This window comes from Azospirillum sp. B510 (genome assembly GCF_000010725.1).
Lineage (GTDB): Bacteria > Pseudomonadota > Alphaproteobacteria > Azospirillales > Azospirillaceae > Azospirillum > Azospirillum lipoferum_B.
The window spans coordinates 3,079,665-3,104,153 of the sequence record NC_013854.1; the positions used below are offsets into that span (position 1 = coordinate 3,079,665).

Annotated in this window: 23 protein-coding genes and 1 tRNA gene; 9 read left to right on the forward strand and 15 right to left on the reverse strand. The window is 68.1% G+C overall.

What is annotated here, in order from left to right; all coding sequences use genetic code 11:
- Positions 1–102: 102 nt before the first annotated feature.
- Both AZL_RS14355 and AZL_RS14360 read left to right on the forward strand, forming a co-directional pair.
- Positions 103–564 carry a DoxX family protein gene (locus AZL_RS14355; protein WP_012975246.1) on the forward strand — a complete coding sequence of 154 codons (462 nt, stop codon included), beginning with the start codon at positions 103–105 and terminating at the stop codon, positions 562–564.
- A 189-nt stretch (positions 565–753) separates the two neighbouring features.
- On the forward strand, positions 754–3,450 hold the full coding sequence (locus tag AZL_RS14360; RefSeq protein WP_012975247.1) for a bifunctional acetate--CoA ligase family protein/GNAT family N-acetyltransferase: 2,697 nt from the start codon (positions 754–756) through the stop codon (positions 3,448–3,450).
- Between the two features lie 315 nt (positions 3,451–3,765).
- Here the strand turns inward: AZL_RS14360 and modD are convergent, their stop codons facing one another.
- The 5 genes from modD to AZL_RS14385 are packed head-to-tail and all read right to left on the reverse strand — an operon-like array spanning position 3,766 to position 7,141.
- On the reverse strand, positions 3,766–4,596 hold the full coding sequence (gene modD / locus AZL_RS14365) for a ModD protein (RefSeq protein WP_012975248.1): 831 nt from the start codon (positions 4,594–4,596) through the stop codon (positions 3,766–3,768).
- 17 nt (positions 4,597–4,613) lie between these two features.
- Positions 4,614–5,609 carry a magnesium transporter CorA family protein gene (locus AZL_RS14370; RefSeq protein WP_042443229.1) on the reverse strand — a complete coding sequence of 332 codons (996 nt, stop codon included), beginning with the start codon at positions 5,607–5,609 and terminating at the stop codon, positions 4,614–4,616.
- Entirely contained in the window at positions 5,606–6,511 is a 906-nt protein-coding gene (gene folD, locus AZL_RS14375; protein ID WP_042443231.1) for a bifunctional methylenetetrahydrofolate dehydrogenase/methenyltetrahydrofolate cyclohydrolase FolD, read from the reverse strand. Before folD ends, AZL_RS14370 begins: the two co-directional genes overlap by 4 nt.
- Before the next feature lies 1 nt (position 6,512).
- On the reverse strand, positions 6,513–6,854 hold the full coding sequence (locus AZL_RS14380) for a DUF167 domain-containing protein (protein ID WP_012975251.1): 342 nt from the start codon (positions 6,852–6,854) through the stop codon (positions 6,513–6,515).
- 2 nt (positions 6,855–6,856) lie between these two features.
- On the reverse strand, positions 6,857–7,141 hold the full coding sequence (locus AZL_RS14385) for a YggT family protein (protein WP_012975252.1): 285 nt from the start codon (positions 7,139–7,141) through the stop codon (positions 6,857–6,859).
- Between the two features lie 211 nt (positions 7,142–7,352).
- On the opposite strand from AZL_RS14385, the gene AZL_RS14390 reads away from it, so the two are divergent.
- The 5 genes from AZL_RS14390 (at position 7,353) to AZL_RS14415 (ending at position 11,697) form a co-directional block, all read left to right on the forward strand.
- A complete protein-coding gene (locus AZL_RS14390; RefSeq protein ID WP_012974691.1) occupies positions 7,353–8,582 on the forward strand; it encodes an ISAs1-like element ISAzs5 family transposase in 1,230 nt (409 codons plus the stop codon).
- A gap of 175 nt (positions 8,583–8,757) precedes the next feature.
- Positions 8,758–8,833 (forward strand) — tRNA-Ala (locus AZL_RS14395).
- Between the two features lie 200 nt (positions 8,834–9,033).
- Positions 9,034–9,999, forward strand: a complete 966-nt coding sequence (locus AZL_RS14400) for a DUF6538 domain-containing protein (protein ID WP_012975253.1) — start codon at positions 9,034–9,036, stop codon at positions 9,997–9,999.
- 46 nt (positions 10,000–10,045) lie between these two features.
- Positions 10,046–11,142 (forward strand): IS630-like element ISAzs14 family transposase gene (locus AZL_RS34250; protein ID WP_148219284.1). Its coding sequence is split into 2 segments (ribosomal slippage): positions 10,046–10,562 and positions 10,562–11,142, totalling 1,098 coding nucleotides; the frame shifts between segments, so codons are not numbered across the junction.
- A gap of 24 nt (positions 11,143–11,166) precedes the next feature.
- Positions 11,167–11,697, forward strand: a complete 531-nt coding sequence (locus AZL_RS14415; protein ID WP_012975254.1) for a tyrosine-type recombinase/integrase — start codon at positions 11,167–11,169, stop codon at positions 11,695–11,697.
- Positions 11,698–11,706: 9 nt separating this feature from the next.
- Here AZL_RS14415 and AZL_RS14420 read toward each other — a convergent pair whose 3' ends face one another.
- From AZL_RS14420 to trpB, 8 genes are all read right to left on the reverse strand, one after another.
- Positions 11,707–12,633 (reverse strand): restriction endonuclease, encoded by a 927-nt coding sequence (locus tag AZL_RS14420; protein WP_012975255.1) that lies wholly within the window; start codon positions 12,631–12,633, stop codon positions 11,707–11,709.
- Positions 12,634–12,742: 109 nt separating this feature from the next.
- Entirely contained in the window at positions 12,743–13,198 is a 456-nt protein-coding gene (locus AZL_RS14425) for an IS1096 element passenger TnpR family protein (protein WP_012975256.1), read from the reverse strand.
- Between the two features lie 36 nt (positions 13,199–13,234).
- Positions 13,235–14,110 carry a hypothetical protein gene (locus AZL_RS14430; protein ID WP_042443233.1) on the reverse strand — a complete coding sequence of 292 codons (876 nt, stop codon included), beginning with the start codon at positions 14,108–14,110 and terminating at the stop codon, positions 13,235–13,237.
- 31 nt (positions 14,111–14,141) lie between these two features.
- Positions 14,142–15,188, reverse strand: coding sequence for a DMT family transporter (locus AZL_RS14435; RefSeq protein WP_012975258.1), 1,047 nt, complete (start codon positions 15,186–15,188; stop codon positions 14,142–14,144).
- Between the two features lie 209 nt (positions 15,189–15,397).
- Entirely contained in the window at positions 15,398–16,720 is a 1,323-nt protein-coding gene (locus tag AZL_RS14440; protein WP_012975259.1) for a bifunctional folylpolyglutamate synthase/dihydrofolate synthase, read from the reverse strand.
- Positions 16,721–16,755: 35 nt separating this feature from the next.
- A complete protein-coding gene (gene accD / locus AZL_RS14445) occupies positions 16,756–17,730 on the reverse strand; it encodes an acetyl-CoA carboxylase, carboxyltransferase subunit beta (RefSeq protein WP_012975260.1) in 975 nt (324 codons plus the stop codon).
- Positions 17,731–17,885: 155 nt separating this feature from the next.
- Positions 17,886–18,746, reverse strand: a complete 861-nt coding sequence (gene trpA, locus AZL_RS14450) for a tryptophan synthase subunit alpha (protein WP_012975261.1) — start codon at positions 18,744–18,746, stop codon at positions 17,886–17,888.
- Complete coding sequence (trpB, locus tag AZL_RS14455) at positions 18,743–19,960, reverse strand: tryptophan synthase subunit beta (RefSeq protein ID WP_012975262.1); 1,218 nt, start codon at positions 19,958–19,960, stop codon at positions 18,743–18,745. The genes trpA and trpB overlap by 4 nt, the downstream gene beginning before the upstream one ends.
- Positions 19,961–20,186: 226 nt before the next feature.
- On the opposite strand from trpB, the gene AZL_RS14460 reads away from it, so the two are divergent.
- The gene (locus AZL_RS14460; RefSeq protein ID WP_012975263.1) at positions 20,187–21,038 is read left to right on the forward strand and encodes a response regulator; all 852 of its coding nucleotides are present in this window, start codon (positions 20,187–20,189) and stop codon (positions 21,036–21,038) included.
- 52 nt (positions 21,039–21,090) lie between these two features.
- Here the strand turns inward: AZL_RS14460 and AZL_RS14465 are convergent, their stop codons facing one another.
- A complete protein-coding gene (locus AZL_RS14465) occupies positions 21,091–21,300 on the reverse strand; it encodes a cold-shock protein (RefSeq protein ID WP_012975264.1) in 210 nt (69 codons plus the stop codon).
- 303 nt (positions 21,301–21,603) lie between these two features.
- Positions 21,604–23,025, reverse strand: a complete 1,422-nt coding sequence (locus AZL_RS14470; protein WP_012975265.1) for a sigma-54-dependent transcriptional regulator — start codon at positions 23,023–23,025, stop codon at positions 21,604–21,606.
- 223 nt (positions 23,026–23,248) lie between these two features.
- On the opposite strand from AZL_RS14470, the gene coaBC reads away from it, so the two are divergent.
- Entirely contained in the window at positions 23,249–24,472 is a 1,224-nt protein-coding gene (gene coaBC / locus AZL_RS14475) for a bifunctional phosphopantothenoylcysteine decarboxylase/phosphopantothenate--cysteine ligase CoaBC (protein WP_012975266.1), read from the forward strand.
- Positions 24,473–24,489: the final 17 nt, after the last annotated feature.

The following is a 24,489-nucleotide window of genomic DNA, read 5'->3' on the forward strand; positions in this document are numbered from 1 at the left end:
CGCGACATCGCGCCATCAGCCCCTCAACCGGCCATTGCCGGCCGGCGGCTTCCGCCGCCCCCAAGCGAAGCCGGACTATCCAATCTCAAGGACTGACCGATCATGTCCACAGGCATTGCGAACACCCCCGTCGGCCATGGCGCTTCGCCGCTCGCGGCATTGATCGGCCCGGCGGTACTGCCGGACCGCTTCTCGCCGGCGCTGGCGATGAACATCGTGCGCATCCTGCTGGGCCTGTTCTACGCCCCGCACGTCTACCAGAAGCTGACCGGCATCGAGGCCTCGCTGGCCTTCTTCGCCAAGGCCGGGCTGGAGCCGGCGCCGCTGTTCCTCGGCCTCGCCATCCTCTGCGAATCCGCGGCTTTCGTCGCTCTGGTCGGCGGTTTCTTCACCCGCTGGGCCGGGTTGCTGTCCGCCGGCTGCATGGTGGTGGCCGCCTATGCCATCTTCGCCACCAAGGGCGTCAACTGGTACTGGGCCAAGGGCGGGGTGGAATATCTTGTGCTGTGGGGGCTGCTGTCGCTGGCGGTCGCCGCCGACGCCTGGCGCCGGACCTCCCGGTAGGGAAACCAGCGCCGGTCCGCCGTGATCGGCGCGACGAAACGCCTCTTGCCCAATGGTCATACCAGACCTTAGTGTTGCGGCGCAGCAAATGGCGGGGATGAAAGTCCGGCCCTGTGCTGTTCGTCACAAAAACCGTCGGTGGCCCGTGGCACACTGGAGCCGGCGCCTTTCCCCGCACCGGATCCGGTCATGACCGTTCGCAACCTCGACAAGCTGTTCAAGCCCGCCTCCATCGCCCTGATCGGCGCCAGCCGCAAGCCGGGCACGGTGGGGGCGGTGGTGGCCCGCAACCTGTTCCAGGCCGGCTTCGACGGGCCGGTGATGCCGGTCAACCCGACCGAGCGCGCGGTGGAAGGGGTGCTGACCTACAAGACGGTGGACAGCCTGCCGATCACCCCGGACCTCGGCGTCATCTGCACCCCGCCCGACACGGTGGCGGCGACCATCGACGCGCTGGGCAAGCGCGGGACCAAGGCCGTCATCGTCATGACCAACGGCATGACGGCCGACCAGACCCAGGCGATGCTGGACGCGGCCAAGCCCCACCTGATGCGGGTGCTGGGACCGAACAGCCTGGGCGCCATGGTGCCCGGCCGCGGCATGAACGCCAGCTTCGCTCCCGTCGCGCCGCGCAAGGGCGACGTGGCGCTGGTGGCGCAGAGCTCGATGGTGGTGACCTCGATCGCCGACTGGGCGACCTCGCGCGGCATCGGTTTCTCGCATCTGGTGTCGCTGGGCGACCGCGGCGACGTCGATTTCGGCGATTTGCTGGACTATCTCGCCTCCGACGTCACGGTGCGCGCCATCCTGCTCTATATCGAGAGCATCACCCATGCCCGCAAATTCATGTCGGCCGCCCGCTCCGCCTCGCGCCAGAAGCCGGTGATCGTCATCAAGGCCGGCCGTTCCGACGAGGCGCAGGAGGCCGCCGCCTCCCACACCGGGGCGCTGGCGGTGTCGGACGCCGTCTATGACGCGGTGTTCCGCCGCGCCGGCGTGCTGCGGGTGAACGATCTGGCCGAGCTGTTCGACGCCGCCGGAACGCTGGGCACCGGGGTGCCGATCACCGGCGACCGGCTGGCGATCCTGACCAACGGCGGCGGCATGGGGGTGATGGCCACCGACAAGCTGATCCGGGCCGGCGGCCGGCTCGCCGCCCTGGCGCATGAGACCCAGGAGGCGCTCGGCAAGGCGCTGGGGCCGCAGCCGGGCGGCGCCCCCTTCCGCAACCCTCTGCGCATCGGCGCCGACGCCACCCCCAAGCGCTATGCCGAGGCGCTGAACGCGCTGATGCAGGACAACGCCAACGACGCGGTGCTGGTGCTGCACTGCCCGTCGGCCCTGACCGACAGCGAGGCCATCGCCCAGGCGGTGGCGGAGACGGTGCAGGCCAACAAGGCGCGCCGCCACCCGGTGCTGACCAGCTGGATCGGCGACCAGTCGGCGGTGGAGGCGCGCAAGCTGTTCGCCGACAGCCGCATCCCGACCTACAACGGTCCGTCCGATGCGGTGCGCGCCTTCATGCATCTGGTGCGCTACCGCCGCAGCCAGGAGCTGCTGATGGAAACCCCGCCCTCGGTGGCGGAGGATTTCCAGCCCGACGAGATCACCGTCAAGAAGGTGATCTCCCGCGCCATCGCCGAGAAGCGCGACTGGCTGAGCGAGTATGAGGCCAAGCGGGTTCTGGCCGCCTACGGCATCCCGGTGGTCGAGACCCGCGTCGCCGAGACGCCGGAGGAGGCCGCCGCCGCCGCCCGTGTCATCGGCGGCCCGATCGCGCTGAAGATCCTGTCGCACGACATCACCCACAAATCCGATGTCGGCGGCGTGGCGCTCGGCCTGACCGGCCCCGAGGATGTGAAGGCGGAGGCCGAGGCGATGCTGGCCCGCGTCGCCGCCCTGGCGCCGGAGGCGAAGATCGAGGGCTTCACGGTGCAGGAGATGGCCGTCCGCCCCGACGCCTATGAGCTGATCGTCGGCATGACCGAGAACGAGATGTTCGGCCCGGTCCTGCTGTTCGGCGAGGGCGGCATCGGCGTCGAGGTGGTGGAGGATTACGCGCTGGCCCTGCCGCCGCTGAACATGAAGCTGGCGGCCGAGCAGATGAGCCGCACCCGCATCCACCGCCAGCTCCAGGGCTACCGCTCGCGCGCGGCGGTCGATCTCGACGCGGTGGCGCTGACGCTGAACAAGGTCAGCCAGCTGGTGGTCGATTTCCCCGAGATCGCGGAGATGGACATCAACCCGTTGCTGGCCGACGCCGACGGCGTGACGGCGCTGGACGCCCGCATCAAGGTCGGCGTGCCGGCCCTGCCCGGCGCCACGCGGCTGGCGATCCGCCCCTACCCCAAGGCGCTGGAGGACCGCATCACCATCAAGGACGGCCGCCAGTTCCTGGTCCGCCCGATCCTGCCGGAGGACGAGCCGCTGGTGCATCATCTGGTGGAGAACCAGACGGCGGAGGATCTGCGCCTGCGCTTCTTCGCGCCGTTGAAGCGGCTGTCGCACCAGGCGGCGGCGCGGCTGACCCAGATCGATTACGATCGCGAGATGGGGCTGATCGCCGTCGGCCCCGACACGCAGACCGGCGACACCATCATGTACGGCGTGGTGCGCATCACCGCCGACCCCGACAACCGCCGCGCCGAATATGCGGTGATGGTGCGGTCCGACATGAAGGGCCAGGGGCTGGGCTATATCCTGATGAACAAGATCCTGGATTACGCCCGCTCGCGCGGCATCAAGGAGGTCTATGGCGAGGTTCTGCGCGAGAACACCAACATGCTGAACATGTGCCGCGCGCTGGGCTTCGTCCGCAGGGAGAACCTGGACGAGCCCGGCGTGGTCGAGGTCCGCATCGAGCTGGGCGGCGGGCTGGCGGCTTAGGCATCGTTCCATACCGGTGGTTGACTGCTGGCATGGATGGGGCAATATCAGGCTTGGCTGGCAGGGGCTGCTATCCCCTGCCAGCCGGCCCGATCCTTACCGGCAGAGGTCAAGCAGGTGCTTGACGATCTCCAGAACGAGGATCAGGAGCTTGAGGATTTGCATCATCCTCTTCACTCCTCGTAAGCGGCGGGGATGGCGGCCACTCCGCCATCCCGTCCGCGCCGCCACTTTGGCGCACGCATAGGTATTACGGAAGCGCCTTAGCTCGCGGAACCGGGAATTGGGATGGCCGCGCCGTCGTGGACTGCGGCCTTACGCCGGCCCCAGCACCACCTTCACGTCGGCTGGCTGTCCGAAGAAGGGGGCGGAGGTGATCAGCAACCGGCAGCCGGCCGCGGCATAGGCGGCGGCGTTCGCCTCGGTCACGCCGCCGGCCGGGGCGACCACCGGCGGCGGAGACAGGTCGCGGGTCGCCTTGATCACCGCGCGGGCGGCGTCGGGCGGCAGCTTTTCCAGCTGGATCACGTCGGCGCCGGCTTTCGCGAAGGCCACCGCCTCCTCCACCGATCCGACCTCGACCACGATCTTCTTTTCCGGCGCCTTGCGGCGCAGCGCGGCGATCCAGCTCTCCGGCGGCTCGGTCAGGAAGGTGCGGTGTTCGGGAAAGACCAGCAGCGTTTCCGACAGGCCCAGCCGGTGCATCACCGCCCCGCCCGCCCGCACCGCCTTGACGCTGAGATCCTTGGCACCGGGAAAGTTCTTGCGGGTGCAGGCCACGGTCACGCCGGGAGCGGCCTCGACGATGCGCCGGGCGCGGGTGGCGATGCCGGAGGCGTATTCGACCAGGGTCTGCGCCACCTTCCAGGCCCGGTGCAGCGAACCGGCCGAACCATCCGCCTCCAGGAAGACCGTTCCGGCCTCGACGGCCGTGCCGCTGGCCTCGACGCGCAGGATATGGCCACCCGCCTTTTCCACCAGCCGCGCCGCCTCCTCCGTCCCCGCCAGCACCATGGCGCCGCGGGCGGCGAAGCTCATGCGGGCCGGACGGGCGGCCATGCCGAGCGCGTCGGTGGTCAGATCGCCGTAGGGAACATCCTGCGCCAGAAGCGCGTCGAGGGCGGCGTCGGGCAGGATGGTCGTCATCGGCGGAATTCCTTCGTTCAGAGCCAGCCGCGCCGGCGGAAGTACCAAAGCGGGACCACCGCCGACAGCACCATCAGCACGATGGCCATCGGGTAGCCGAATTCCCAGTCCAGCTCCGGCATGTGCTTGAAGTTCATGCCGTAAGCCGACGCGATCAGCGTCGGCGGCATCAGCGCCACCGACACGACCGAGAAGATCTTGATGATGGCGTTCTGCTCGATGTTGATCAGGCCCAGCGTGGCGTCGAGCAGGAAATTCGCCTCATGGGCCAGGAAGCCGGCATGTTCGGTCAGCGAGCGCAAGTCGCGCGTCATCGTCTTCAGCGCGGTCTTCTGCTCCTTGCTCAGCCGGCCGCCGCTGACCGAGGTCATGAACACCACCAGCCGGTCAAGCCCGGCGAGGCTGTCGCGCACCTTGTGGGTCAGGTCGCCGGCGCGGCCGATGCCGCGCAGCACGTCCTGCAACTCGTCCGGCTTCTTGGCCGCCTTGCCGAAGCCGCCGCCATCCAGCGAATCGTCGAAGACGCGGGCCGACAGCTCGTCGATGCGGCCGCCGACCAGCTCCAGCACGTCGGCCACGCGGTCGATCACCGCGTCCAGCAGCCCGAACAGCGCGCTCTCGCCGGTCGCCAGCAATTCGGGCTGACGGACGCAGCGGGCGGCGAAGGTGATGACCGGCAAGGGTTCTGTGTAGCGCAGCGTGATCAGATGGCGCGGGGTCAGCACGAAGGTCAGCTCGCCCTGTTCCGGATGGGGCGAGGTGGCGCGCGAAATGATGGAGGAGGTCATGTAGATCCCCTCCCCCTCGACATAGAGCTGGCTGGAGGCCTCGATCTCCTTCATCTCCTCGCGCGTCGGCAGGTCGCAGCCGGTCAGCGCGCCGACATGGGCGCGCTCCGCTTCGGTCGGGCGCAGAAGATCGATCCAGACCGCGCCGCCCGGCAATTCCTCGCCGAGCTCCAGCGGCTGGCGCACCACCCGACCATCTTCGGCGCGGGCGTGGACGGTGATCAAAGGGCGGCCTCTTCCGGCACCGGCGCGCCGGCGGCACGGCAGGCGGCGGCCAGCGTGTTCAGCATCAGGCAGGCGATGGTCATCGGGCCGACGCCGCCGGGAACCGGGGTGATGGCACCGGCGACCTTCACCGCCTCGTCGAAGGCGACGTCGCCGACCAGACGGGTCTTGCCGGGTTCCGCCGCCGCGACGCGGTTGATGCCGACATCGATCACCGTGGCTCCCGGCTTGATCCAGTCGCCGCGCACCATCTCCGGACGGCCGACGGCGGCAACCAGGATGTCGGCGCGGCGGCACTCCTCCGGAAGGTCGGCGGTGCGGGAATGGGCCATCGTCACCGTGCAGTCGGCCTGGAGCAGCAGTTGCGCCATCGGCTTGCCGACGATGTTGGAGCGGCCGAGCACCAGGGCGCGCTTGCCCTTGAGGTCGCGCCCCAGCGTGTCGCGGATCAGCAGCAGGCTGCCCAGCGGGGTGCAGGGCACGATGGCGCCCGGCTGGCCGGTGGCGAGCAGCCCGGCATTGACGACATGGAAACCGTCGGCGTCCTTTTCCGGGACGATGCGGGCCAGAACCTTCTGGGTGTCGATGTGCCTGGGCAGCGGCAGTTGGACCAGGATGCCATGCACCGCCGGGTCGGCGTTCAGCCGGTCGATCAGGGCGAGCAGATCGGCTTCGGCCATGTCGGCCGGCTCGTGATGGTCGAAGCTGTTCATGCCGAGTTCGACCAGCGCCCGCTCCTTGGAGCGGACATAGACCTGGCTGGCCGGATCCTCGCCCACCAGCACGACGGCCAGACCGGGGGTGACGCCATGGCTGGCCTTCAGCGCCGCCACCCCCTCCGCCACCCGCGCACGCAGGCCGGCCGCGAAGGCCTTGCCGTCGATGATCCTCGCGTCCGCCATGCTACTCTCCACCCTCGCTGCCCACATCGTCGATCAGAGGCGACAACCGCGCCAGCAATGCCGCCGGGTCGCCCGCCACATGCAAAATCTTGTTCCGGTCGGTGGCGCCGGCCACCACGGTCAGGCTGGTCTTGGGCACTTTCCATGCCTTCGACAACAATTTTATGACGGCTTCGTTGGCCTTGCCGTTTTCCGGCACCGCCGTGACCGCCAGCTTCAGGACCCGTCCGCCGGCCGCGGTGTCAGCCATGCCGGTCACCGCGTTGCGCGACGCCTTGGGCGTCACCCGCAATGCGACGCGCAGGCCGTCGGCCACCGCCTCGAAGGGGGAGGAAGCCGCCACGGTCAGAAGCGCGGCCAGTATTGCGCCATCAGGTTCTGGATGAAGGAGATCGCCAGCAGCACGACGATCGGCGACAGGTCCAACCCGCCCATGTTGGGCAGGACGCGGCGGATCGGGCGCAGCACCGGCTCGGTCACCCGGTACAGGAAGTCGCCGATCAGATAGACCGCGCGGTTGCGCGTGTTCACCACGTTGAAGGCGACCAGCCAGCTGAGGATCGCCGACAGGATCAGGACCCAGAAGAACAGGTCGAGGATGGTGTTGATGAGCAAATACAGCGCGATCATGCCGGGCCAGCTCCAGTGCGGTTTTTTGCGACGGCCGAGCGCAGCGCACTGCGCGGCGGGCGCCAGCCTTTTCCGGGCACCCTAAGCACAAGCGGCAAGGGCTGTCCAGTATGGCGGCAGGCCGATCAGGGCTCCGAAGTCGGGTTAACAGCGGTTTACGAATTGGGAAGTTTCTGATTCGGTGGAGGCTCTCGTCTTGGAAGGTCCTCCCATGAGTTCGATCGAAGCCGGCTTTGGTGAGAAATCGCGGCTGAAGGCGCTGCTGGAACATTTTTCGCGGATCGACGACCCGCGTGCTCCCTGGCGGGTCGCCTATCCGTTACCGGAGATCCTGCTTCTGGCGGTGTGCGGGACGATCGCGGATTGCGAGGATTACGAGGCGATCGCCGCCTGGGGTGAAGCGCGGCTCGACTTTCTGCGGCGCTTCCAGCCCTATCACCATGGGGTGCCGAGCGGACGCTGGCTGACCGTGTTCATGAACCGGATCCCGTCCGGCCTGTTCCAGGACTGCTTCCTGTCCTGGGTGCGCGAGGCGTGGCCCGACCGGCCGGAACTGGTCGCCATCGACGGCAAGACCTCGCGACGCAGCCATGACCGCGTCCTCGGACAGGCCCCTTTGCACTTGGTCTCGGCCTTCGCCACCACCAGCCGCCTGGTCCTCGGCCAGGAGGCCGTCGAGGACAAAGCCAGCGAACTGGCGGCCATTCCGGTTCTGCTGGAGCGCTTGGCGACCGAGGGCGGGCTCAAGGGCGCGATCGTCACCATCGACGCCATCGCCTGCAACGCCACCATCGCCCAGGCCGTTCGCGACGCCGGGGCCGACTATCTGCTGGCGGTCAAAGCCAACCAGCCCACCCTGCGCGACGAGATCGAGAGTTTCTTCACCAGCGCACCGCCGGAGACGCTCGATCACGCCGCCGATATCGACAAGGGCCATGGCCGGATCGAGCAGCGCGCGGTCACGGTCGCGCGCCAGGTCGATTGGTTGAGCGGCGCGCGGCGTTTTCCCGGCGAAGTCCGCCTGCCCGCCGTCGCCGCCATCGTTCGGGTGGTCAGCAAGACCGAGCTGAAGGATCGTTGCCGCACCGACACGCGCTATTACATCACCTCCGCCCCGCTCGCCGCCCAGGCGGCGGCCGAGGCCGTGCGCGGCCATTGGCGCATCGAGAACCAACTGCACTGGCTGCTCGACGTCGTCTTCAACGAGGACCAGTCCCGCTTGCGCAAAGGCCACGGCGCCCTGAACATGGCCGTCGTCCGCCACTTCGCCATCAACCTCGTCCGCAAGGCCGCCGAACCCGCCCGGCCGCGCTCCGGATTACGGCGCGCCACCAAAAAGCCGGCCGCCACTCCCAGACCCACCAGCATCAAGCTCCGCAGGAAGCTGGCAGGCTGGGACACCGATTACCTCAACGCTATCCTCGACGTTAATATCCGTTAACACGGATTCGGAGCCCTGGCAGGCCGATCGGGCAGGTCGCCCGCTGCGGATCCGGACCGATCCCGGCCGGCATCCCGCCGCTTCATTTTTTCTGAATCAAGCGCTTGACAGCACCCCCCGCGATGGACAATATCCGCGCCACGCCGGGGCGACGAAGACGCCACGGTGTGAGTGTGGGGCCGTAGCTCAGCTGGGAGAGCGACGCGTTCGCAATGCGTAGGTCGGGAGTTCGATCCTCCTCGGCTCCACCAATCACCCCCAAGACATTGATGCGACACAGGAATTCGCCCGGAAGCGGCGGAATTCCCCGCGGTGTGACACCGCCCTGTCGCACGCGGCGTCGGCCGAATCGCCTCCATCCGCTTCAAAATCCGCCGTTTCAGCCCGTCCGGGGTGTCGCACATCCCTGTCGCCCAGGCGGCGTCCCACAGGGCTGTGGATCCGGGGAGCCATGTGGCAGTTCCGGACGCGGGTTCCGGCCGACCTCCAGGGGGTTCTGGGCCGGACCCACATCAACCGATCCCTGAAGACCAGCAGCTACCCCGACGCCATCCGGGCGGCCCGTAGGGTGGCCTTCGAGATTGAGCAGGATTTCGAGGCGGCCCGTGGGGGCACCGGGGGCGACCCGGCCCACGCCGCGTGCGACAGGCCCTGTCCGTCGCCGCCGGTCCCCTCGGTGACGGCCAACACCGTCCTGCCCGAGCCCACCGGCCCCGCCATCCACATCGACCTGGACCTGCTGGCCAGCCGCATCGCCGAAAAACTCCAGGCCGCCCAACCAGTCGCCGCGGAGGCGGTTGTGCCTACCGCCGAGCCCGCCAAGGCGAAGACCATCCAGCAGGTCTACGACGCCTACATGGCCGATCCTGGCGTCATCCAGTCCGGCAAGACCGTCCTGGCCTACGAGACGGTGTTCGGCCTGCTGATCGAGATCATCGGCCAGGACACCCCGGTGTCCGACATCGGCCGGGAGACCTGCCGCGAGGTCATGGATACCCTTCGATGGCTGCCGCCGAATTCAACCAAGCGGTATCCGAACCTGACCGCCCGTGAGATCGCCCAGAAGACCCGCGACGCCGGCAAGGCGTCCGGCCTCAGCCCGGCGACTGTGAACGGCTACATGACGAAGCTGTCCGCCCTCCTGACCTGGGCGGTCAACGAGGGGTTCATCGACCGGAATCCCGCGAAGGGGCTTGGCGTCGTGGACACCACCAACCGCAAGGACAAGCGGCAGCCGTTCACCCCGAAGCAGCTTCAAGCCATCTTCACCGCCCCACTCTACACCGGCTGCCAGGACGACGACTACGGCTACGCCAAGCCGAGAGACGCCCGTCCCCGGCGGGGACGCTTCTGGGTACCGCTGATCGGCTTGTTTTCGGGCATGCGACTCAATGATACCAGAGCCGGAAACTTCTGACTCGCCGGGTCTGTGGCTTGCGGTTCAGCGCCGGTAGTGATTCCCTGTGCCAGGTCTCACCATTGAGCGAAGCACAGCCATGTCCGCCCTGCCGATCCGCCCCGACCTGAGCTCGGAAGACCTGCGCCGCCTCGCCCGCGGCGAGAGCGATGGGCGGGTGTGCCGGCGCCTGCTGGCGATCGCCATGGCGCTGGACGGCGTCAGCCGGGCGGAAGCGGCGCGGCAAGCCGGCATGGACCGGCAAGCGCTGCGCGACTGGGTCGTGCGCTACAACGCCGAAGGGGTGGACGGCTTGCGGGATCGGGCGCGCTGCGGCCGGCCGCCGCTGCTCGCCGACGCCCTGGAGCCGGAATTGGCTGACCTGATCGCCGCCGGCCCCGAGGTCGAACGGGACGGCGTCGTCGAGTACCGGGTTCGCCACATCCGCGACTTGGCCCTGCGGCATTTCGGGGCGGACTACAGCCGCACCGGCATGCAGGACCGCTTGCACCGCATGAAGCTGTCCTTCCTGACGCCGCGCCCGATCCATCCCAAGGCCGACGCACCGGCCCAGGAGGCGTTTAAAAAAACTTCGCCGAACGCCTCGCCGCCATCGGAGAGGACCACCCCGAGGCGAGCGCCGTGGAGGTCTGGTTCCAGGACGAGGCCCGCATCGGCCAGAAAGGCACCCTGACCCGGCGCTGGGCGCCGCGCGGCAGCCGGCCGCGCGCCGTGCGCGATCATCGTTTCAAGTCGGCCTATCTCTTCGGCGCGGTCTGTCCTGAGCGCGACACCGGAGCCGCCATCGTCATGACGCGCGCCAACACCGAGGCGATGAACCTCATGCTGGAGGAGATCAGCCGCACCGTCACCCCCGGCGCCCATGCCGCCGTGGTGATCGACGGGGCGGGATGGCACACCAGCGGCGATCTCGCCGTGCCGGCCAACATCACCCTCGTGCCGCTCCCGCCCTACAGCCCGGAACTCAACGCCATCGAAAGGCTCTGGCAGGTCATGCGCGACACCCTGCTGTCCCACCGGCTCTTCACCGACCTCAACGCCATCCTCGACGTCTGCTGTCGCGTCTGGAACCGCATCCTCGCCGAACCCGGCCGCATCCGCTCCACATGCGGTTACCCGTGGGCCTTACAGGTCAAAATTTAACGGCTTTGGTATGAGATCTGCCAGATGAACACCGAGGATGTGCGGGTGATCAACGGCACCCTGTGCTTCGTGGTCACGGCCGAGGCGATCAAGGGGACCGACGACAAGCGGATCAAGACCGGCAGCAGCGAGCGGGTCATCCCGGTCCATCCGACGCTGCTCGCGGCGGGATTTGAGGAATACGTCAGCGAACAGCGGCGGAAGAGGAATGCCAAACTGTTTCCGGAACTACTTCCGGCAAAAACCGGTTATTACTCCGACGTTTTTTCGAAGTGGTTCCGCCGCTTCCTACAGAAGGCAGGGGCATCGGCGGGCCGGACTTGCTTCCACAGCTTCCGTCACAATTTCCGCGATGCTCTCCGGGAGGCTCGGGTTGACCGCGAGCTTGCCCTGGCTCTTGGCGGATGGGCCGGCGACAACGGCGACATGGGCTCGGAAAGTGCGGAGTTCTATGGCCGGGGGTTCCGGGCATCGACCCTTTTGGAGGCCATCTCCAAAGTCCGTTATCCGGAACTGGACCTTGTCCACCTGATGCTCGCCCCGTTCCCGGCGTAGGCCCGGCTGTTATTCGAAGAAGTCCTCGTCCACTCTCTTGATGTGCAGGGTCTCCTCGATCCTGCATCCGACCTCGTGCCGGATCATGAGCTTGGCCAGTTGGATTCCATCGATCAACACAATGCGGGTGCCGAGCCGGTCGGCCGTCTCCCTGGCCGACGTGGTGAAGGCGGAGGTGGTGACGAACAGTCCCTTGGTCGCCTTGAACAGGTTCAGGCTGCCGAAAAAGTCGCGGATCGCCCCCGCCCCGACGGTGTTGCCGTCGGCGTACCGCTTGGCCTGGACATAGACCCGGTCCAACCCGAGCGGGTCCTGGTCGATGACGCCGTCCACGCCGTCGTCGCCGGACTTCCCGACCAGAGCCTTGTCGAGTTCCGTCACCGACCCGCCATAGCCCATGGTGATCAGCAAGTGGACCACGGTCTTCTCAAAGAATGCAGGAGTTCCTGAGCGGACCCTCTGAAGGATTTCCTCTGCCAAGGACGCTTCGATCCGCAGATGGGCCTGCCGCATGACTTCATCGGGAGTCAGAGGACTCTCGGCAACCGGAAGCACGACCTCAACGCTGTCGGCAGCCTCAGCCGTCTCGGCCTCGCCATCGCGGAAGCCCTTGAAGCTCGGGAATTGCTCCAAGAACCGGATGGTGATCCGCTCCGGCGGCGAGTTCAGCACGTCCCGGCCTGTCGGGGTGATGCGGAAATGTGCCCGCCGGGTGAGGTCCACCAGCCCCGCTTTGGTCAGGTAGCTCTTCGCCCAATGGACCCGGTTGGCGAAGGTCGTCTGCCGCCCCGACGGCAGAAGCTGGGCCCGCTCCTCGTCGGTCAGGGCGAACACGTCGGCAAGCTGGTCCACCACATCGCCGATGCGGACCTCGCCACCCCCGGCGGCGGTCTTCAGCACGGGGAGCATCAGGGTCTGGAAATCGGGAATGGCCATCGCGAGCCCAACATCTCTTCAAAAGAGTACAAAGCGGCGGAACTCTATCAGACCGGGTGCGACAGGCAACGGCGATGACCGGGAACGGGCCTGGCGCCGGTTGGCTGGCTCAGTCCTCCTCGTCGAACTCGGGGTCTGGGTACTGGGGCGGGGCCTTGCCGACCGACGCAACCACCCTCGGGTAGCGTTTGCGTGGCTCCCGCTCGCCGAGGGCCAGGACCTCGACCCGGAACCGCCACTCGTCCCCGTAGTCGAACAGGAAAATCATCGCCTTCCCGACCTTCGGGAACGCCTGGACCACCGTCGTCGTCTTGACGCTGAGGGAGTCGCCGCCCTCGCCGATGTCGGCCCCCATGTCGGCGAAGAGTTCATACCGGGGCTTGGCGTCGTAGATGTGGCCGGTAAGCTTGGGGAAGAACCCGAAGGCGTGGTCGAGGTCGAAGGCGTAGGCCCGGACGATGGCCTCGGCGAGGTCGTAGAGGGAGCGGTCGCTCGGGATCTCGATGTCCCGGTAGAGCTTGGGCCGAAGGGCGGCCCGGACGATGTGGGTGGCGGCTTCGGCCATGGCGTTGTCCTCCTGTCGGTGCGGCGGACCGCCGCGTCACGCCTGCGGCAGGCTTTCGCGGATGTCGGGGACGCCGGCCAGGAAGATGGCGTCGGGCTGGTGATTGACGTAGGCGAGGAAAATGTACTCGTTCCAGTGGTTGGTGGTCGGGCCGAACTTCAGCAGGGCTTCGGCGTCCACGGCTTTCCGGCCGCCGGCCGCGGCCATCCGGGCGGCCTCGCGGGCGATATAGTCCAGGAACCGCTGCTCCGTCCCGTCCAGCACCACATAGGGCGTGGTGACCACCACATGGTGGCCGATGTCCGGAACGGGCGGGGGCAGCAGGCGGGTGTACCAGAATTGGCCGGGCTCCCCGAGATATCCCGTCGCCGAGTGGCACCGCAGGACTCGGCCGGTCACGATGTCCTTCAACAGCACCAGCGGGCCGTCCAGGCCCATGTGGACGTAGAACCCCATGCGGGACTCCTGCATCGGCCGGACGATGTCGGCGATCCAGGCCGGCATGCCGGTGGACTCCGCCACCCGCAGGATGCAGGTCCCCATGGTCTCCCGGCTGGACCCGAACTGGAGGTCGAAGAAGGCCCACATGTTGAAGTAACTCGCCGTCAGCGGGCTGATCGGCGGGCCTTCCGGCACATACTCGTCCTCCGCCTTCGCCATCGCCTTGGCGTAGCCCTTCGCCTCGGGCATGGCGGAGATCGCCTCAGCGAACAGGGACACCAGCGTCAGCCCCTGGACGTAGAAGGCGAAGGCCGGGTCGTAACCCTGCTCTACGAGATCATTGAGCCGGCTGCCGTCGAGGCCGACCTCAATGGCACGCTCCCGGCTCGCCCGAAACGCGGACAGGTCGATCACGTTCGACCGAATCTGGGTCGCCACCTTCCGGGCGATCTTGTCGGCGACACTTCCCATCTGGGCTCCTGCTGTCGGTTTGGCCCACGCCTCAGTGCGGGTGGACGTGGTGGGCATCGGGGAAGTGAGCGTGCCGGTGCCGTAGTCGGCCGTGACGATGCCTGTGGGTATGCGGTTCGGTCACCGGGCCGTCGTGACCGTGCTGGTGATGCTCGTCGTGGACGTGCGGGTGATCGTGCTCGATCTCGTTGTGGTCATGCTCATGGTCGTGGTCCTCGGTCAGGTGCAGCCAGACACCGATTCCCATCAGGACCGCTGCGGTGACGAGCCCAGCCGTCAACGGCTCCCCAAAGATCACCAAGGAGACGATGCCTCCGACGAACGGGGCCGTGGAGAAATAGGCCCCGGTCCTGGCGGTGCCGATATGCCGCAGGGCGATCACGAACAGCACGAGGCTGACGCCGTAACCCAGCAGCCCGACCAGCATGGCCGCCGCCGCAGTCGGCACGGCGGGCAGGCCGTCGCCAAGGACCGAGGCGATGCCGACATTGACGCTGCCGGCAACCAGCCCCTTGATCGTGGCGATGTCCACGGGATCCGCCAGCGAGACCTTGCGGGTCAAGTTGTTGTCCACCGCCCACATCAGGCAGGCGGCGGCGACTGCGGCCGGTCCCCAACCAGCGGCGATGTCCACCGCTCCACCCCAGGAGAGCACGACCGCCCCCACGACGATGGCGGCCATGCCGGCGACGAGCCGCCGGTCGAAGCCTTCCTGGAAGACGAACCACGCCAAGAGGGCGGTTAGCACCCCTTCCAGATTGAGCAGCAGCGAGGCGGTTGATGACGGCGTTGCCGTCAGGCCGAACATCAGCAGCACCGGCCCGGCGACACCACCGGCGAAGACGGCGGCCAGCAACCAGAACCACTCGATGCCGTGGATGCTCCGCTCGTTCCGCTCCGGCGAGGCCGACAGCCCACGGGCCAGCCGAACCAACCCCAGGCCGATCCCGGAGCCGAGATACAGCAGGCCCGCCAGCATCCAGGGCGACAGGTCGTGGACCAGAAGCTTCGCCAGCGGCGTGCTGACGCCGAAGAGCACCGCGGCCAGAATGGCCATCGTCGAACCCGCTTGTGCCATAGGAGCTTCGCCCGTCCGGTAGCTGGAAACGTCCGCTCAACCAAACCTGATGGAGATGCCCAACACTGTCCAGCCCATCGGTCGCCTACAAAATCCGGATTTAAAGGCAACCGGAGTGGAGCGGGTGTGAAGGAACTCGGGCTGGCCATACAGACCATGTCGGCCTACAGGGAACGGCGATTCGAATAAGAAGCGGAACACGCAAATCCTCACCCATTCTCCGCCAGCACCGAACCTGCAAGATAGAGCGAGCCGCAGATCAGCACGCGCGCCGGTTCCGGCCGGCTGGCCAGCAGGTCGGCCAGGGCGGCGTCCACCCCGTCGGCGGCGCCATGGTCACGGATGCCGCACAGCTTGGCCGTCTCGCAGGATTCCTCGGCGGTGAAGCTGGCCTCCTCGCCGGGAATCGCCACCGCGCGCAGGGCATGGGTGAAGGGGGCCAGCGGGCCCAGGAACTCGAACGGGTCCTTGCTGGACAGCATGCCGTAGATCAGCAGCAGCGGCAGGGCCGGCCGGCCGGCCGACCAATCGACCGCCTGCCGGGCCAGAACCTCGCCCGCCGAATCATTGTGGCCACCGTCAAGCCACAGTTCCCAGCCCGGCGGCAGGCTGTCGGCCAGCGGACCATGGGTCAGGCGTTGCAGGCGGGCCGGCCATTCGACGGCGGCCAGACCGCGGCGCACCGCCTCGTCGTCAACCGCCAGCGGCAGATGGTCGAGACAGGCGATGGCGACGCCGGCATTGGTGATCTGGTGGGCGCCGGCCAATCCCGGCATCGGCAGGTCGATTTGCCGCCCGGCGCTCTCGAAGCGGAAGCCATGCGGACGCTGCTCCGCCGACCAGCTCTGGATCGGCGCGGCGATGGCCGTGGCGCGCAGGGTCAACGCCTTCAGCGCGTCGGCCTCCGGCTGCGGGGCCAGGACCACCGGGACGCCGGGCTTGAAGATGCCGGCCTTCTCGCTGGCGATCTCCAGCAGCGACTCTCCCAGGAACTGGCGGTGGTCGTAGGAGATGCGGGTGATCGCCGTCACCGCCGGCCGGTCCAGCACGTTGGTGGCGTCAAGCCGCCCGCCCAGCCCGGTTTCCAGCAGGACCACGTCGGCCGGCACCCGGGAAAAGGCGAGGAAGGCGGCGACCGTCGTCACCTCGAAGAAGGTGATCGGGTTGCCGGCGTTGGCGACCTCGCATTCCTCCAGCAGGGCGGCCAGATGATCGTCGTCGATCAGCCTTCCGGCCAGGCGGATGCGCTCGTGGAAGTGCACCAGATGCGGCGAGGTGTAGACATGGACGCGGTGGCCGGCCGCCTCCAGCATCGCGCGCAGGAAGGCGACCGTCGATCCCTTGCCGTTGGTGCCGGCGACATGGACCACCGGCGGCAACTTCCGCTCCGGATGGTCGAGCGCCGCCAGCAGACGGTGCATCCGGTCCAGGGACAGGTCGATGACCTTGGGATGAAGCCCCTTCAGCCGATCCAGCACCGGGTCGGAACGGGTCGCGGCCTGACGGGCCGGAGAAAGGGAGGCATCGGTCATGATCGTCTCTGGTCAGATGGTCGGGAAGGAGCCGGTCAGTCGCCGCCGGCCTGGACCGATTCCGCCGGCTGGGCCGCAGTGGGCTGGACCGCCGGAGGCAGGATTTCGCCGTCGACCGCCTGGGCGGCGGTCAGGTCGAGATCCTCGGCCACCGCGTCGATGCGCGGCGTCATCAGCAGACCGATGGTGCGGACCAGGGTCGGGCGCAGGTCGCGGCGGTGGACGACCATGTCGACCATGCCATGTTCCAGCAGATATTCGGAACGCTGGAAGCCTTCCGGCAGCGTCTCGCGGATCGTGCTCTCGATCACGCGGGCGCCGGCGAAGCCGATCTGCGCGCCCTTCTCGGCGATGTGGATGTCGCCCAGCATGGCGAAGCTGGCGGTCACGCCGCCGGTGGTCGGGTCGGTCAGAACCACGATGTAGGGCAGGCCGGCTTCCTTGACCATCTCCACCGCGATGGTGGTGCGCGGCATCTGCATCAGCGACAGGATGCCTTCCTGCATGCGCGCCCCGCCCGAGGCCGGCACGACGATCAGCGGCGCGGTCTTCGCCACCGCCAGGCGGGCGGCGGTCAGCAGCCCTTCGCCGACGGCGATGCCCATCGACCCGCCCATGAAGCCGAAGTCGAAGGCGGCGACCACGGCGGCATGGCCGCCGATCCGGCCCTCGCCCACGACGATGGCGTCGGTGCGGCCGGTCTTGGTCTGGGCTTCCTTCAGCCGGTCGGTGTAGCGCTTCTGATCGCGGAACTTCAGCGGATCGGCGACCGACTTCGGCAGCTCGACGCTCTCATAGGCGCCGTCGTCGAACATCGACTCCAGCCGCTTGACCGGGTCGAGCCGCATGTGGAAGCCGCAATGCTGGCAGACATGCAGATTGTCCTCCAGCTCGCGGTGGAACAGCATCGACTCGCAGCTCGGGCATTTGTGCCAGAGATTGTCGGGCACTTCCTTGCGGGCATAGAGCGCGCGGATCTTGGGACGGACGTAGTTGGTAAGCCAGTTCATGGAACGCCTTTCAACGACATGGCGGTATGCCGAAGCCCGGCGCCGGCTGGACATCGGGTCCGTGCCGCACCGGGCTCTTCAGCCGTTCGTCGCCATGAGCGATCGTGTTGCAGGTGTCGTAAAGCGGTTTGCCGTCGTTGTAAACCGTCCGTCCCTCAGCCCCGCGCCGCGCGCACACCCTCGGCCAGTTCGCCGACGAAGCCGAGCACATCCTCGACCGTGCCCGGCTTGACCGCGCCGGACGCGTCGATCCCATCGGCCAGACGAGTGACGATGGCGGAGCCGACGACGGCGGCGTCGGCGACGCGGGCGACCTCGGCGGCCTGGTCCGGCGTCTTGATGCCGAAGCCGACGGCGACCGGCAGGTTGGTATGACGCTTCAGCCGGGCGACCGCCGCGTCGATGGCGGTGTTGGACGCGCTGGCGGTGCCGGTGATGCCGGCGATCGACACGTAATAGACGAAGCCCGAGGTGTTGCGCATCACGGCCGGCATGCGCGCCTCGTCGGTGGTCGGCGTGGTCAGGCGCACGAAGCTGACGCCGGCCGCGACCGCCGGAAGGCACAGCTCCTCGTCCTCTTCCGGCGGCAGGTCGACGACGATCAGCCCGTCGACCCCGGCCTCGCGCGCGGCGGCCAGGAAGGGCTCCACCCCATAGGCGTGGATCGGGTTGAAATAGCCCATCAGGATGATCGGCGTGTCGGCATCCCGCTCACGGAAGCCGCGGACCATGTCCAGCGTCTTGCGCACCGTCATGCCGGCCTTCAGCGCCCGCAGCGAGGAGGCCTGGATCGCCGGGCCGTCGGCCATCGGATCGGTGAAGGGCATGCCGAGCTCGATCAGGTCGGCGCCGGCGGCCGGCAGGCCGTTCAGCACCGCCTGCGAGGTGGCGGGATCGGGATCGCCGGCGGTGATGAAGCTGACCAGACCGGCGCGTCCCTCCGCCTTCAGCGCATTGAACCGGCGGGCGATGCGGCCATCGGCCAAGATGTCGGCACTCTTCACGGCGGCACTCACAGTTCCACTCCCAGATGCTTGGCGACGGAGAAGATGTCCTTGTCGCCGCGGCCCGACAGGCACAGCACCATCAGGTGGTCCTTGGGCAGTTTCGGCGCGCGCTTGATCACCTCGGCAAGGCCGTGGGCGGATTCCAGCGCCGGGATGATGCCCTCGGTGCGGGCGCAGAGCTGGAAGGCGTCCAACGCCTCCTGGTCGGTGGCATAGGCGTATTCGACGCGGCCGACATCGTGCAGCCAGCTATGCTCCGGCCCGATGCCGGGATAGTCGAGGCCGGCGGAGATCGAGTGGCCCTCCAGGATCTGGCCGTCCTCGTCCTGCAGCAGATAGGTGCGGTTGCCGTGCAGCACGCCGGGACGGCCGCCGTTGATCGAGGCGGCATGGTCGAGCGGCCCCTTCTCGATGCCGCGGCCGGCGGCCTCGACGCCGATCATCTGCACCGACGGGTCGTCGAGGAAGGGATGGAACAGGCCGATGGCGTTGGAGCCGCCGCCGACACAGGCGACCAGGCTGTCGGGCAGGCGGCCCTCCAGCTCCTGCATCTGGGTCCGCACCTCGTCGCCGATCACCGACTGGAAGTCGCGGACCATGGCGGGATAAGGGTGCGGGCCGGCGGCGGTGCCGATGATGTAGAAGGTGTCGGCGACGTTGGTGACCCAGTCGCGCAGCGCCTCGTTCATCGCGTCCTTCAGCGTGCCGCTGCCCGACGTCACCGGGCGGACCTCGGCGCCCAGCAGCTTCATGCGGAAGACGTTGGGCTGCTGGCGGGCGATGTCGGTCTCGCCCATGTAGATGACGCAGGGCATGTCATAGAGCGCGCAGACCGTCGCGGTCGCCACGCCATGCTGGCCGGCGCCCGTCTCGGCGATGATGCGGGTCTTGCCCATGCGCCGCGCCAGCAGGATCTGGCCGATGCAGTTGTTGATCTTGTGCGCGCCGGTGTGGTTCAGCTCCTCGCGCTTGAAGTAGATCTTGGCGCCGCCCAGCTGCTCGGTCAGGCGTTCCGCGTAATAGAGCGGGTTGGGGCGGCCGACATATTGCTTCAGCTGCTGGCGCATCTCCCCTTCGAAGGCGGGATCGGCGCGCGCCTCGCGATAGGCCTTCTCGACCTCCAGGATCAGGGGCATCAGCGTCTCGGCGACGAAGCGGCCGCCAAAGATTCCGAAATGCCCGCGCTCGTCGGGACCGGAGCGGTAGGTGTTCAGTTTGCTCATCGTCTGCGGCACTGCCTGAAGTCGAAGGGAAGCTGGAGTCAGGTGGGCGGCATCGGGTCCGGACACCGGCCAGGCGCGACACCATACCGGCGGGACGCGCCGATTTGAAGCGCCGGGCCGCGGACATCCGCGAATAGCACCCGTCCGCAAACATGGAGCGGGGCTTTGCAGCGGCAAGGCCGCGCCCTTACACTGGCGCCTTCCCCATCGCGGAGCATGCTTTCCGATGACGCAGCGGACGCCACCGTCGCTTCTCCCCACGGACCTCAGGCCGGCGCCCAGCCGGATTCTGGTGGTGGAGGACAGTCCGCTGAACCAGATGCTGGTCACCGCCATCCTGGCCCAGGCCGGCCATCGCGCCGAAACCGCCAACAACGGGCTGGAGGCGGTGATGGCGGCGCAGGCCGGCGGCTACGACCTGATCCTGATGGATTTGTCGATGCCGGAGATGGACGGCCTGACCGCCACCCGCCTGCTGCGCGACCTGCCGGGGCCGGCCGGGCGGGTGCCGGTGGTCGCCATGACCGCCGACACCGACGAGGCCGACCGCGTCCGCTGCCAGGATGCCGGCATGAACGACCATGTCGCCAAGCCGGTGGACCGCGCGCAGTTGCTGGAGACGGTGGAGAAATGGCTGAGGGCGTCCCCCCCGGACTCGCCGGCCCGCTTCGGCCCCTGCGCCCCGGCCCTCCCCGCAGCGGCGGGCGAGGTTCTCGACCGCGAGGTGCTGGCCCAGTTGGCCCAGGATCTGGATGCGGAGCTGCTGACCGACGTGCTGCGGCAATTCGTCGCCGAGACGCGGGACCGGGTGGCGCGCATCGCGCAGGAGACCGACCGCAACATCCTGACGCGGGAGGCGCACACGCTGAAAAGCACCGCCGGCACCTTCGGCGCCCGCGCCCTGTGCGGCGCCGCCCGCGCGCTGGAGATGGCCTGCCGCGCCGCTCTGGCGGATCGGGACGGGATTGAGGGGGAGAGGAACGGGACGGCGGACACGGTGGAGGACCTGCGCGACGGCATTCCCCGGCTGGCAGGGGACGCCATCGCGGCCTACCGCGCCGCCGGATATCCTGTCTGACCCGGATATGGGCCCCAACCCAGGCCTGGGCGTGATCCGAAACGTCGGCCGGTCACTCGACGACGCTGATGTTCACCGCGGAATCCTTGCCATTATTGCCGCGCGCGACCTCGAACTGGACGCGCTGGCCTTCCGACAGCGCATGCAGACCGGAGCGCTGGACCGCGGTGATGTGCACGAAGACGTCCTTGGCTCCGGCCTCCGGTGCGATGAAACCATAACCTTTGGTGGTATTGAACCATTTGACGGTACCGTTTGTCATGGGCCTCCCCCCTGGTCATTGCCGAAAAGTCACTGCGAACCATGTCTTTGCGAAGCAGATGGGTCCGGAACCACCGCCATCGGCCGCGCCGAGTCGCCTGGCAGGCAAGCTGAACCAAGACATTGTGGGGGGAGGCTAGCCGCAGGCTGCGGTTGCGGGCAATTCCGTCTCACGGCATAGGACAAAGGATGGTCGACTCCAGGGGCGGACTTACGACCAAGGCGACGGCATCTTGCCGAAGCGGATTAGCCCGTTTCCTGGGAAACCGGGCATGGGCCGGAGGAGAACCGGCGAAAGAAAGGGTTAGAGCTTGCCTTCCGCCTGCCAGGCGAGGCGCTTGCGGTAGATGGTCGAGGCGCTGATCTGCAACAGGGCGGCGGCGCGCGGAATGTTGCCGTCGCAGGCGGTGATGGCGTCCTCGATAGCGTCCTTCTCCACCTCCCACAGCGGTTTGATCGCCTCCGGGGTGAGCGGGACGGGGGCGCGCGGCGGTGGCGGGGTACCGGCCGGCGCGACGGAGGCCGGGGCGCCGACCGCCAGCGGCGGCGGGGCGCCAAGCGGCGGCGGCAACATCTCCGGCGTCACCGTGTCGCCGTCATGCAGGACCGCGACGATGCGCACGACATTCTGCAATTGCCGGACATTGCCCGGCCAGTGGTAATGGCGCAGCGCCTGTTCCGTTTCGGGAGAGAAGCGGATGAAGCCCTTCTTCTCCTCCTTGGCGAATTCCGCCAGGTAATGGCGGGCGATCTCCAGCACGTCGTCCTCACGCTCGCGCAACGGCGGCAGATGGATGGGGATGACATGCAGACGGTAATAGAGATCCTCGCGGAACCGCCCCTCCTCCACCTCGCGCAGGGGGTCGCGGTTGGTGGCGCAGACGATGCGCAGATCGACCTTCTCCAGCTTCGACCCGCCCACCGGCGTGAAGGTGCCGGTCTGGATGAAGCGCAGCAGCTTGGTTTGCAGGTCGGGCGCCAGCTCGCAGATCTCGTCGAGGAACAGGGTGCCGCCGTCGGCGCGCGCCGCCGCACCCTCGCGGTCGGACACCGCCCCGGTGAAGCTGCCCTTCATATGGCCGAAGATCTCGCTTTCCATGAGATCCTTCGGGATGGCGCCGCAATTGATGGCGATGAAGGGCTTCGCGGCCCGCTGGCTCTGGCGGTGGATCGCCTCGGCGCAGACCTCCTTGCCGGTGCCGGACTCGCCGGTGATGAAAACGGTGGCGCGCGAGGAGGCGGCGCTGTCGACGATGCGGTAGACCGCCTGCATCGCCAGCGACGAGCCGATGAAGCCGTGATAGCGGGCGCGGTTCAGATCCTTCTCGAAGGTGTCGACCAGTTGGGCCAGCCGCAACCGCTCCATGGCGTTGCGGACCGTCACCACCAGCCGGTCGGCCGAGAAGGGCTTCACCAGGAAATCATAGGCGCCATAGCGCATCGCCTCGACCGCCGCCTTCACCGACCCATGGGCGGTGATGACGATGACGGCGCAGGGCAGCGCCTGGGTATCGATGCGTTTCAGCACCTCCATCCCGTTCATGTCCGGCAGTTGGAGGTCGAGCAGCACCACCATCGGCGCGCCGTCCTTCAACTGCGCCAGCGCGTCGGCTCCGGTCTCCACCGAAATGACGGCGTGCGATTCCTTTTTCAGATATTCCGCATAGACACGGGCCAGCGACGGCGTGTCTTCGATCAGCAGGACGGGAATGGAACCTGGCGGCATGCTGGTGACGACACGCGAGAGACAGGGACGGGACAGCTCCTATTGTCTAACAGATAATTCTGAAAATCCCACCCCTGCCCGCATGCGCGGTACGGCGAACGGACCGAATTCGCCGACGGACCGGATCTGTCGCGGCCCCGCCGCTTGCCGGGACCGGCGCGATGAATTATCAGCAGCGGGCATCGGGGCGTCGGACAGGGCGCCGGAAAGAAGGGGGTTCGCCATGGCCGATCACGCCATTCTGGCCGGCAGGCGCGTGCTGCTGGTCATCGCCGGCGGCATCGCCGCCTACAAGAGCCTGGACCTGATCCGCCGGCTGCGCGAACGCGGGGTGACGGTGCGCGCGGTGCTGACCGAGGCCGGCGCCCGCTTCGTCACGCCGTTGTCGGTACAGGCGCTGACCGAGGATACCGTCTACCAGGATCTGTGGTCGCTGACCGACGAGTCGGAGATGGGGCACATCCGCCTGTCGCGCGAGGCGGACCTGCTGGTGGTGGCGCCGGCCACCGCCAACCTGCTGGCGCGCATGGCCGCCGGCATGGCCGACGATCTGGCCGCCACCGTGCTGCTGGCCACCGACAAGCCGGTGCTGGTCGCCCCGGCCATGAATGTCCGCATGTGGCAAAATGCCGCGACCCAGGCCAACATGGCCCTGCTGGAGCGCCGCGGCATCCGCCGCGTCGGCCCCAACGAGGGCGTGATGGCCTGCAACGAATACGGCCCCGGCCGCATGGCCGAGCCGATGGAGATCATCGACGCCATCGCGGAGATCTTCGCCGCGGAGGCCCACCGCCCGCTGGCCGGACGCCGCGCCATCGTCACCAGCGGCCCGACGCACGAGCCGATCGATCCGGTGCGCTACATCGCCAACCGCTCGTCCGGCAAGCAGGGGCACGCCATCGCCGCGGCCCTGGCGAAGCTGGGGGCGGCGGTGACGCTGGTCAGCGGCCCGACCCGCCTGCCCGACCCGCCGGGCTGCGCCGTCGTCCCTATCGAGACGGCGCGCGAGATGCTGGCGGCCTGCGAGGCGGCGCTGCCCGCCGACATCGCCGTCTGCGCCGCCGCGGTGGCCGACTGGCGCGTCGACGGCGCCGCCGAGCGCAAGCTGAAGAAAGAGGGCGGCGGCCCTCCCGCCCTGGCCCTGACCGAGAATCCCGACATCCTCGCCACCCTGTCCAAGGCCGGCGGGCGCCGCCCGGCGCTGGTGGTCGGCTTCGCGGCGGAGACCGGCGACGTGCTGGCCTATGCCACCGCCAAGCGCGCCCGCAAGGGGTGCGACTGGATCGTCGCCAACGACGTTTCCCCCGGCACCGGCACCTTCGGCGGCCGCGACAACACCGTCCACCTGATCCGCGCCGATGGGGTGGAGTCCTGGCCGACCATGCCCAAGGACGCCGTCGCCGCCCGGCTGGCCGAGGCGGTGGCCGGATATTTCACCGGGACGTAACTCCACCACCTCCCGAC

Excerpts from the sequence above, each read along its gene's own strand:
- AZL_RS14355 (WP_012975246.1), top strand. The coding sequence starts at position 103 with ATGTCCACAGGCATTGCGAACACCCCCGTCGGCCATGGCGCTTCGCCG.
- AZL_RS14360 (WP_012975247.1), top strand. The coding sequence starts at position 754 with ATGACCGTTCGCAACCTCGACAAGCTGTTCAAGCCCGCCTCCATCGCC.
- modD (WP_012975248.1), bottom strand. The coding sequence starts at position 4,596 with ATGACGACCATCCTGCCCGACGCCGCCCTCGACGCGCTTCTGGCGCAG.
- folD (WP_042443231.1), bottom strand. The coding sequence starts at position 6,511 with ATGGCGGACGCGAGGATCATCGACGGCAAGGCCTTCGCGGCCGGCCTG.
- AZL_RS14385 (WP_012975252.1), bottom strand. The coding sequence starts at position 7,141 with ATGATCGCGCTGTATTTGCTCATCAACACCATCCTCGACCTGTTCTTC.
- AZL_RS14390 (WP_012974691.1), top strand. The coding sequence starts at position 7,353 with ATGAGTTCGATCGAAGCCGGCTTTGGTGAGAAATCGCGGCTGAAGGCG.
- AZL_RS14400 (WP_012975253.1), top strand. The coding sequence starts at position 9,034 with ATGTGGCAGTTCCGGACGCGGGTTCCGGCCGACCTCCAGGGGGTTCTG.
- AZL_RS14415 (WP_012975254.1), top strand. The coding sequence starts at position 11,167 with ATGAACACCGAGGATGTGCGGGTGATCAACGGCACCCTGTGCTTCGTG.
- AZL_RS14420 (WP_012975255.1), bottom strand. The coding sequence starts at position 12,633 with ATGGCCATTCCCGATTTCCAGACCCTGATGCTCCCCGTGCTGAAGACC.
- AZL_RS14425 (WP_012975256.1), bottom strand. The coding sequence starts at position 13,198 with ATGGCCGAAGCCGCCACCCACATCGTCCGGGCCGCCCTTCGGCCCAAG.
- AZL_RS14430 (WP_042443233.1), bottom strand. The coding sequence starts at position 14,110 with ATGGGAAGTGTCGCCGACAAGATCGCCCGGAAGGTGGCGACCCAGATT.
- AZL_RS14435 (WP_012975258.1), bottom strand. The coding sequence starts at position 15,188 with ATGGCACAAGCGGGTTCGACGATGGCCATTCTGGCCGCGGTGCTCTTC.
- AZL_RS14440 (WP_012975259.1), bottom strand. The coding sequence starts at position 16,720 with ATGACCGATGCCTCCCTTTCTCCGGCCCGTCAGGCCGCGACCCGTTCC.
- accD (WP_012975260.1), bottom strand. The coding sequence starts at position 17,730 with ATGAACTGGCTTACCAACTACGTCCGTCCCAAGATCCGCGCGCTCTAT.
- trpB (WP_012975262.1), bottom strand. The coding sequence starts at position 19,960 with ATGAGCAAACTGAACACCTACCGCTCCGGTCCCGACGAGCGCGGGCAT.
- AZL_RS14460 (WP_012975263.1), top strand. The coding sequence starts at position 20,187 with ATGACGCAGCGGACGCCACCGTCGCTTCTCCCCACGGACCTCAGGCCG.
- AZL_RS14465 (WP_012975264.1), bottom strand. The coding sequence starts at position 21,300 with ATGACAAACGGTACCGTCAAATGGTTCAATACCACCAAAGGTTATGGT.
- AZL_RS14470 (WP_012975265.1), bottom strand. The coding sequence starts at position 23,025 with ATGCCGCCAGGTTCCATTCCCGTCCTGCTGATCGAAGACACGCCGTCG.
- coaBC (WP_012975266.1), top strand. The coding sequence starts at position 23,249 with ATGGCCGATCACGCCATTCTGGCCGGCAGGCGCGTGCTGCTGGTCATC.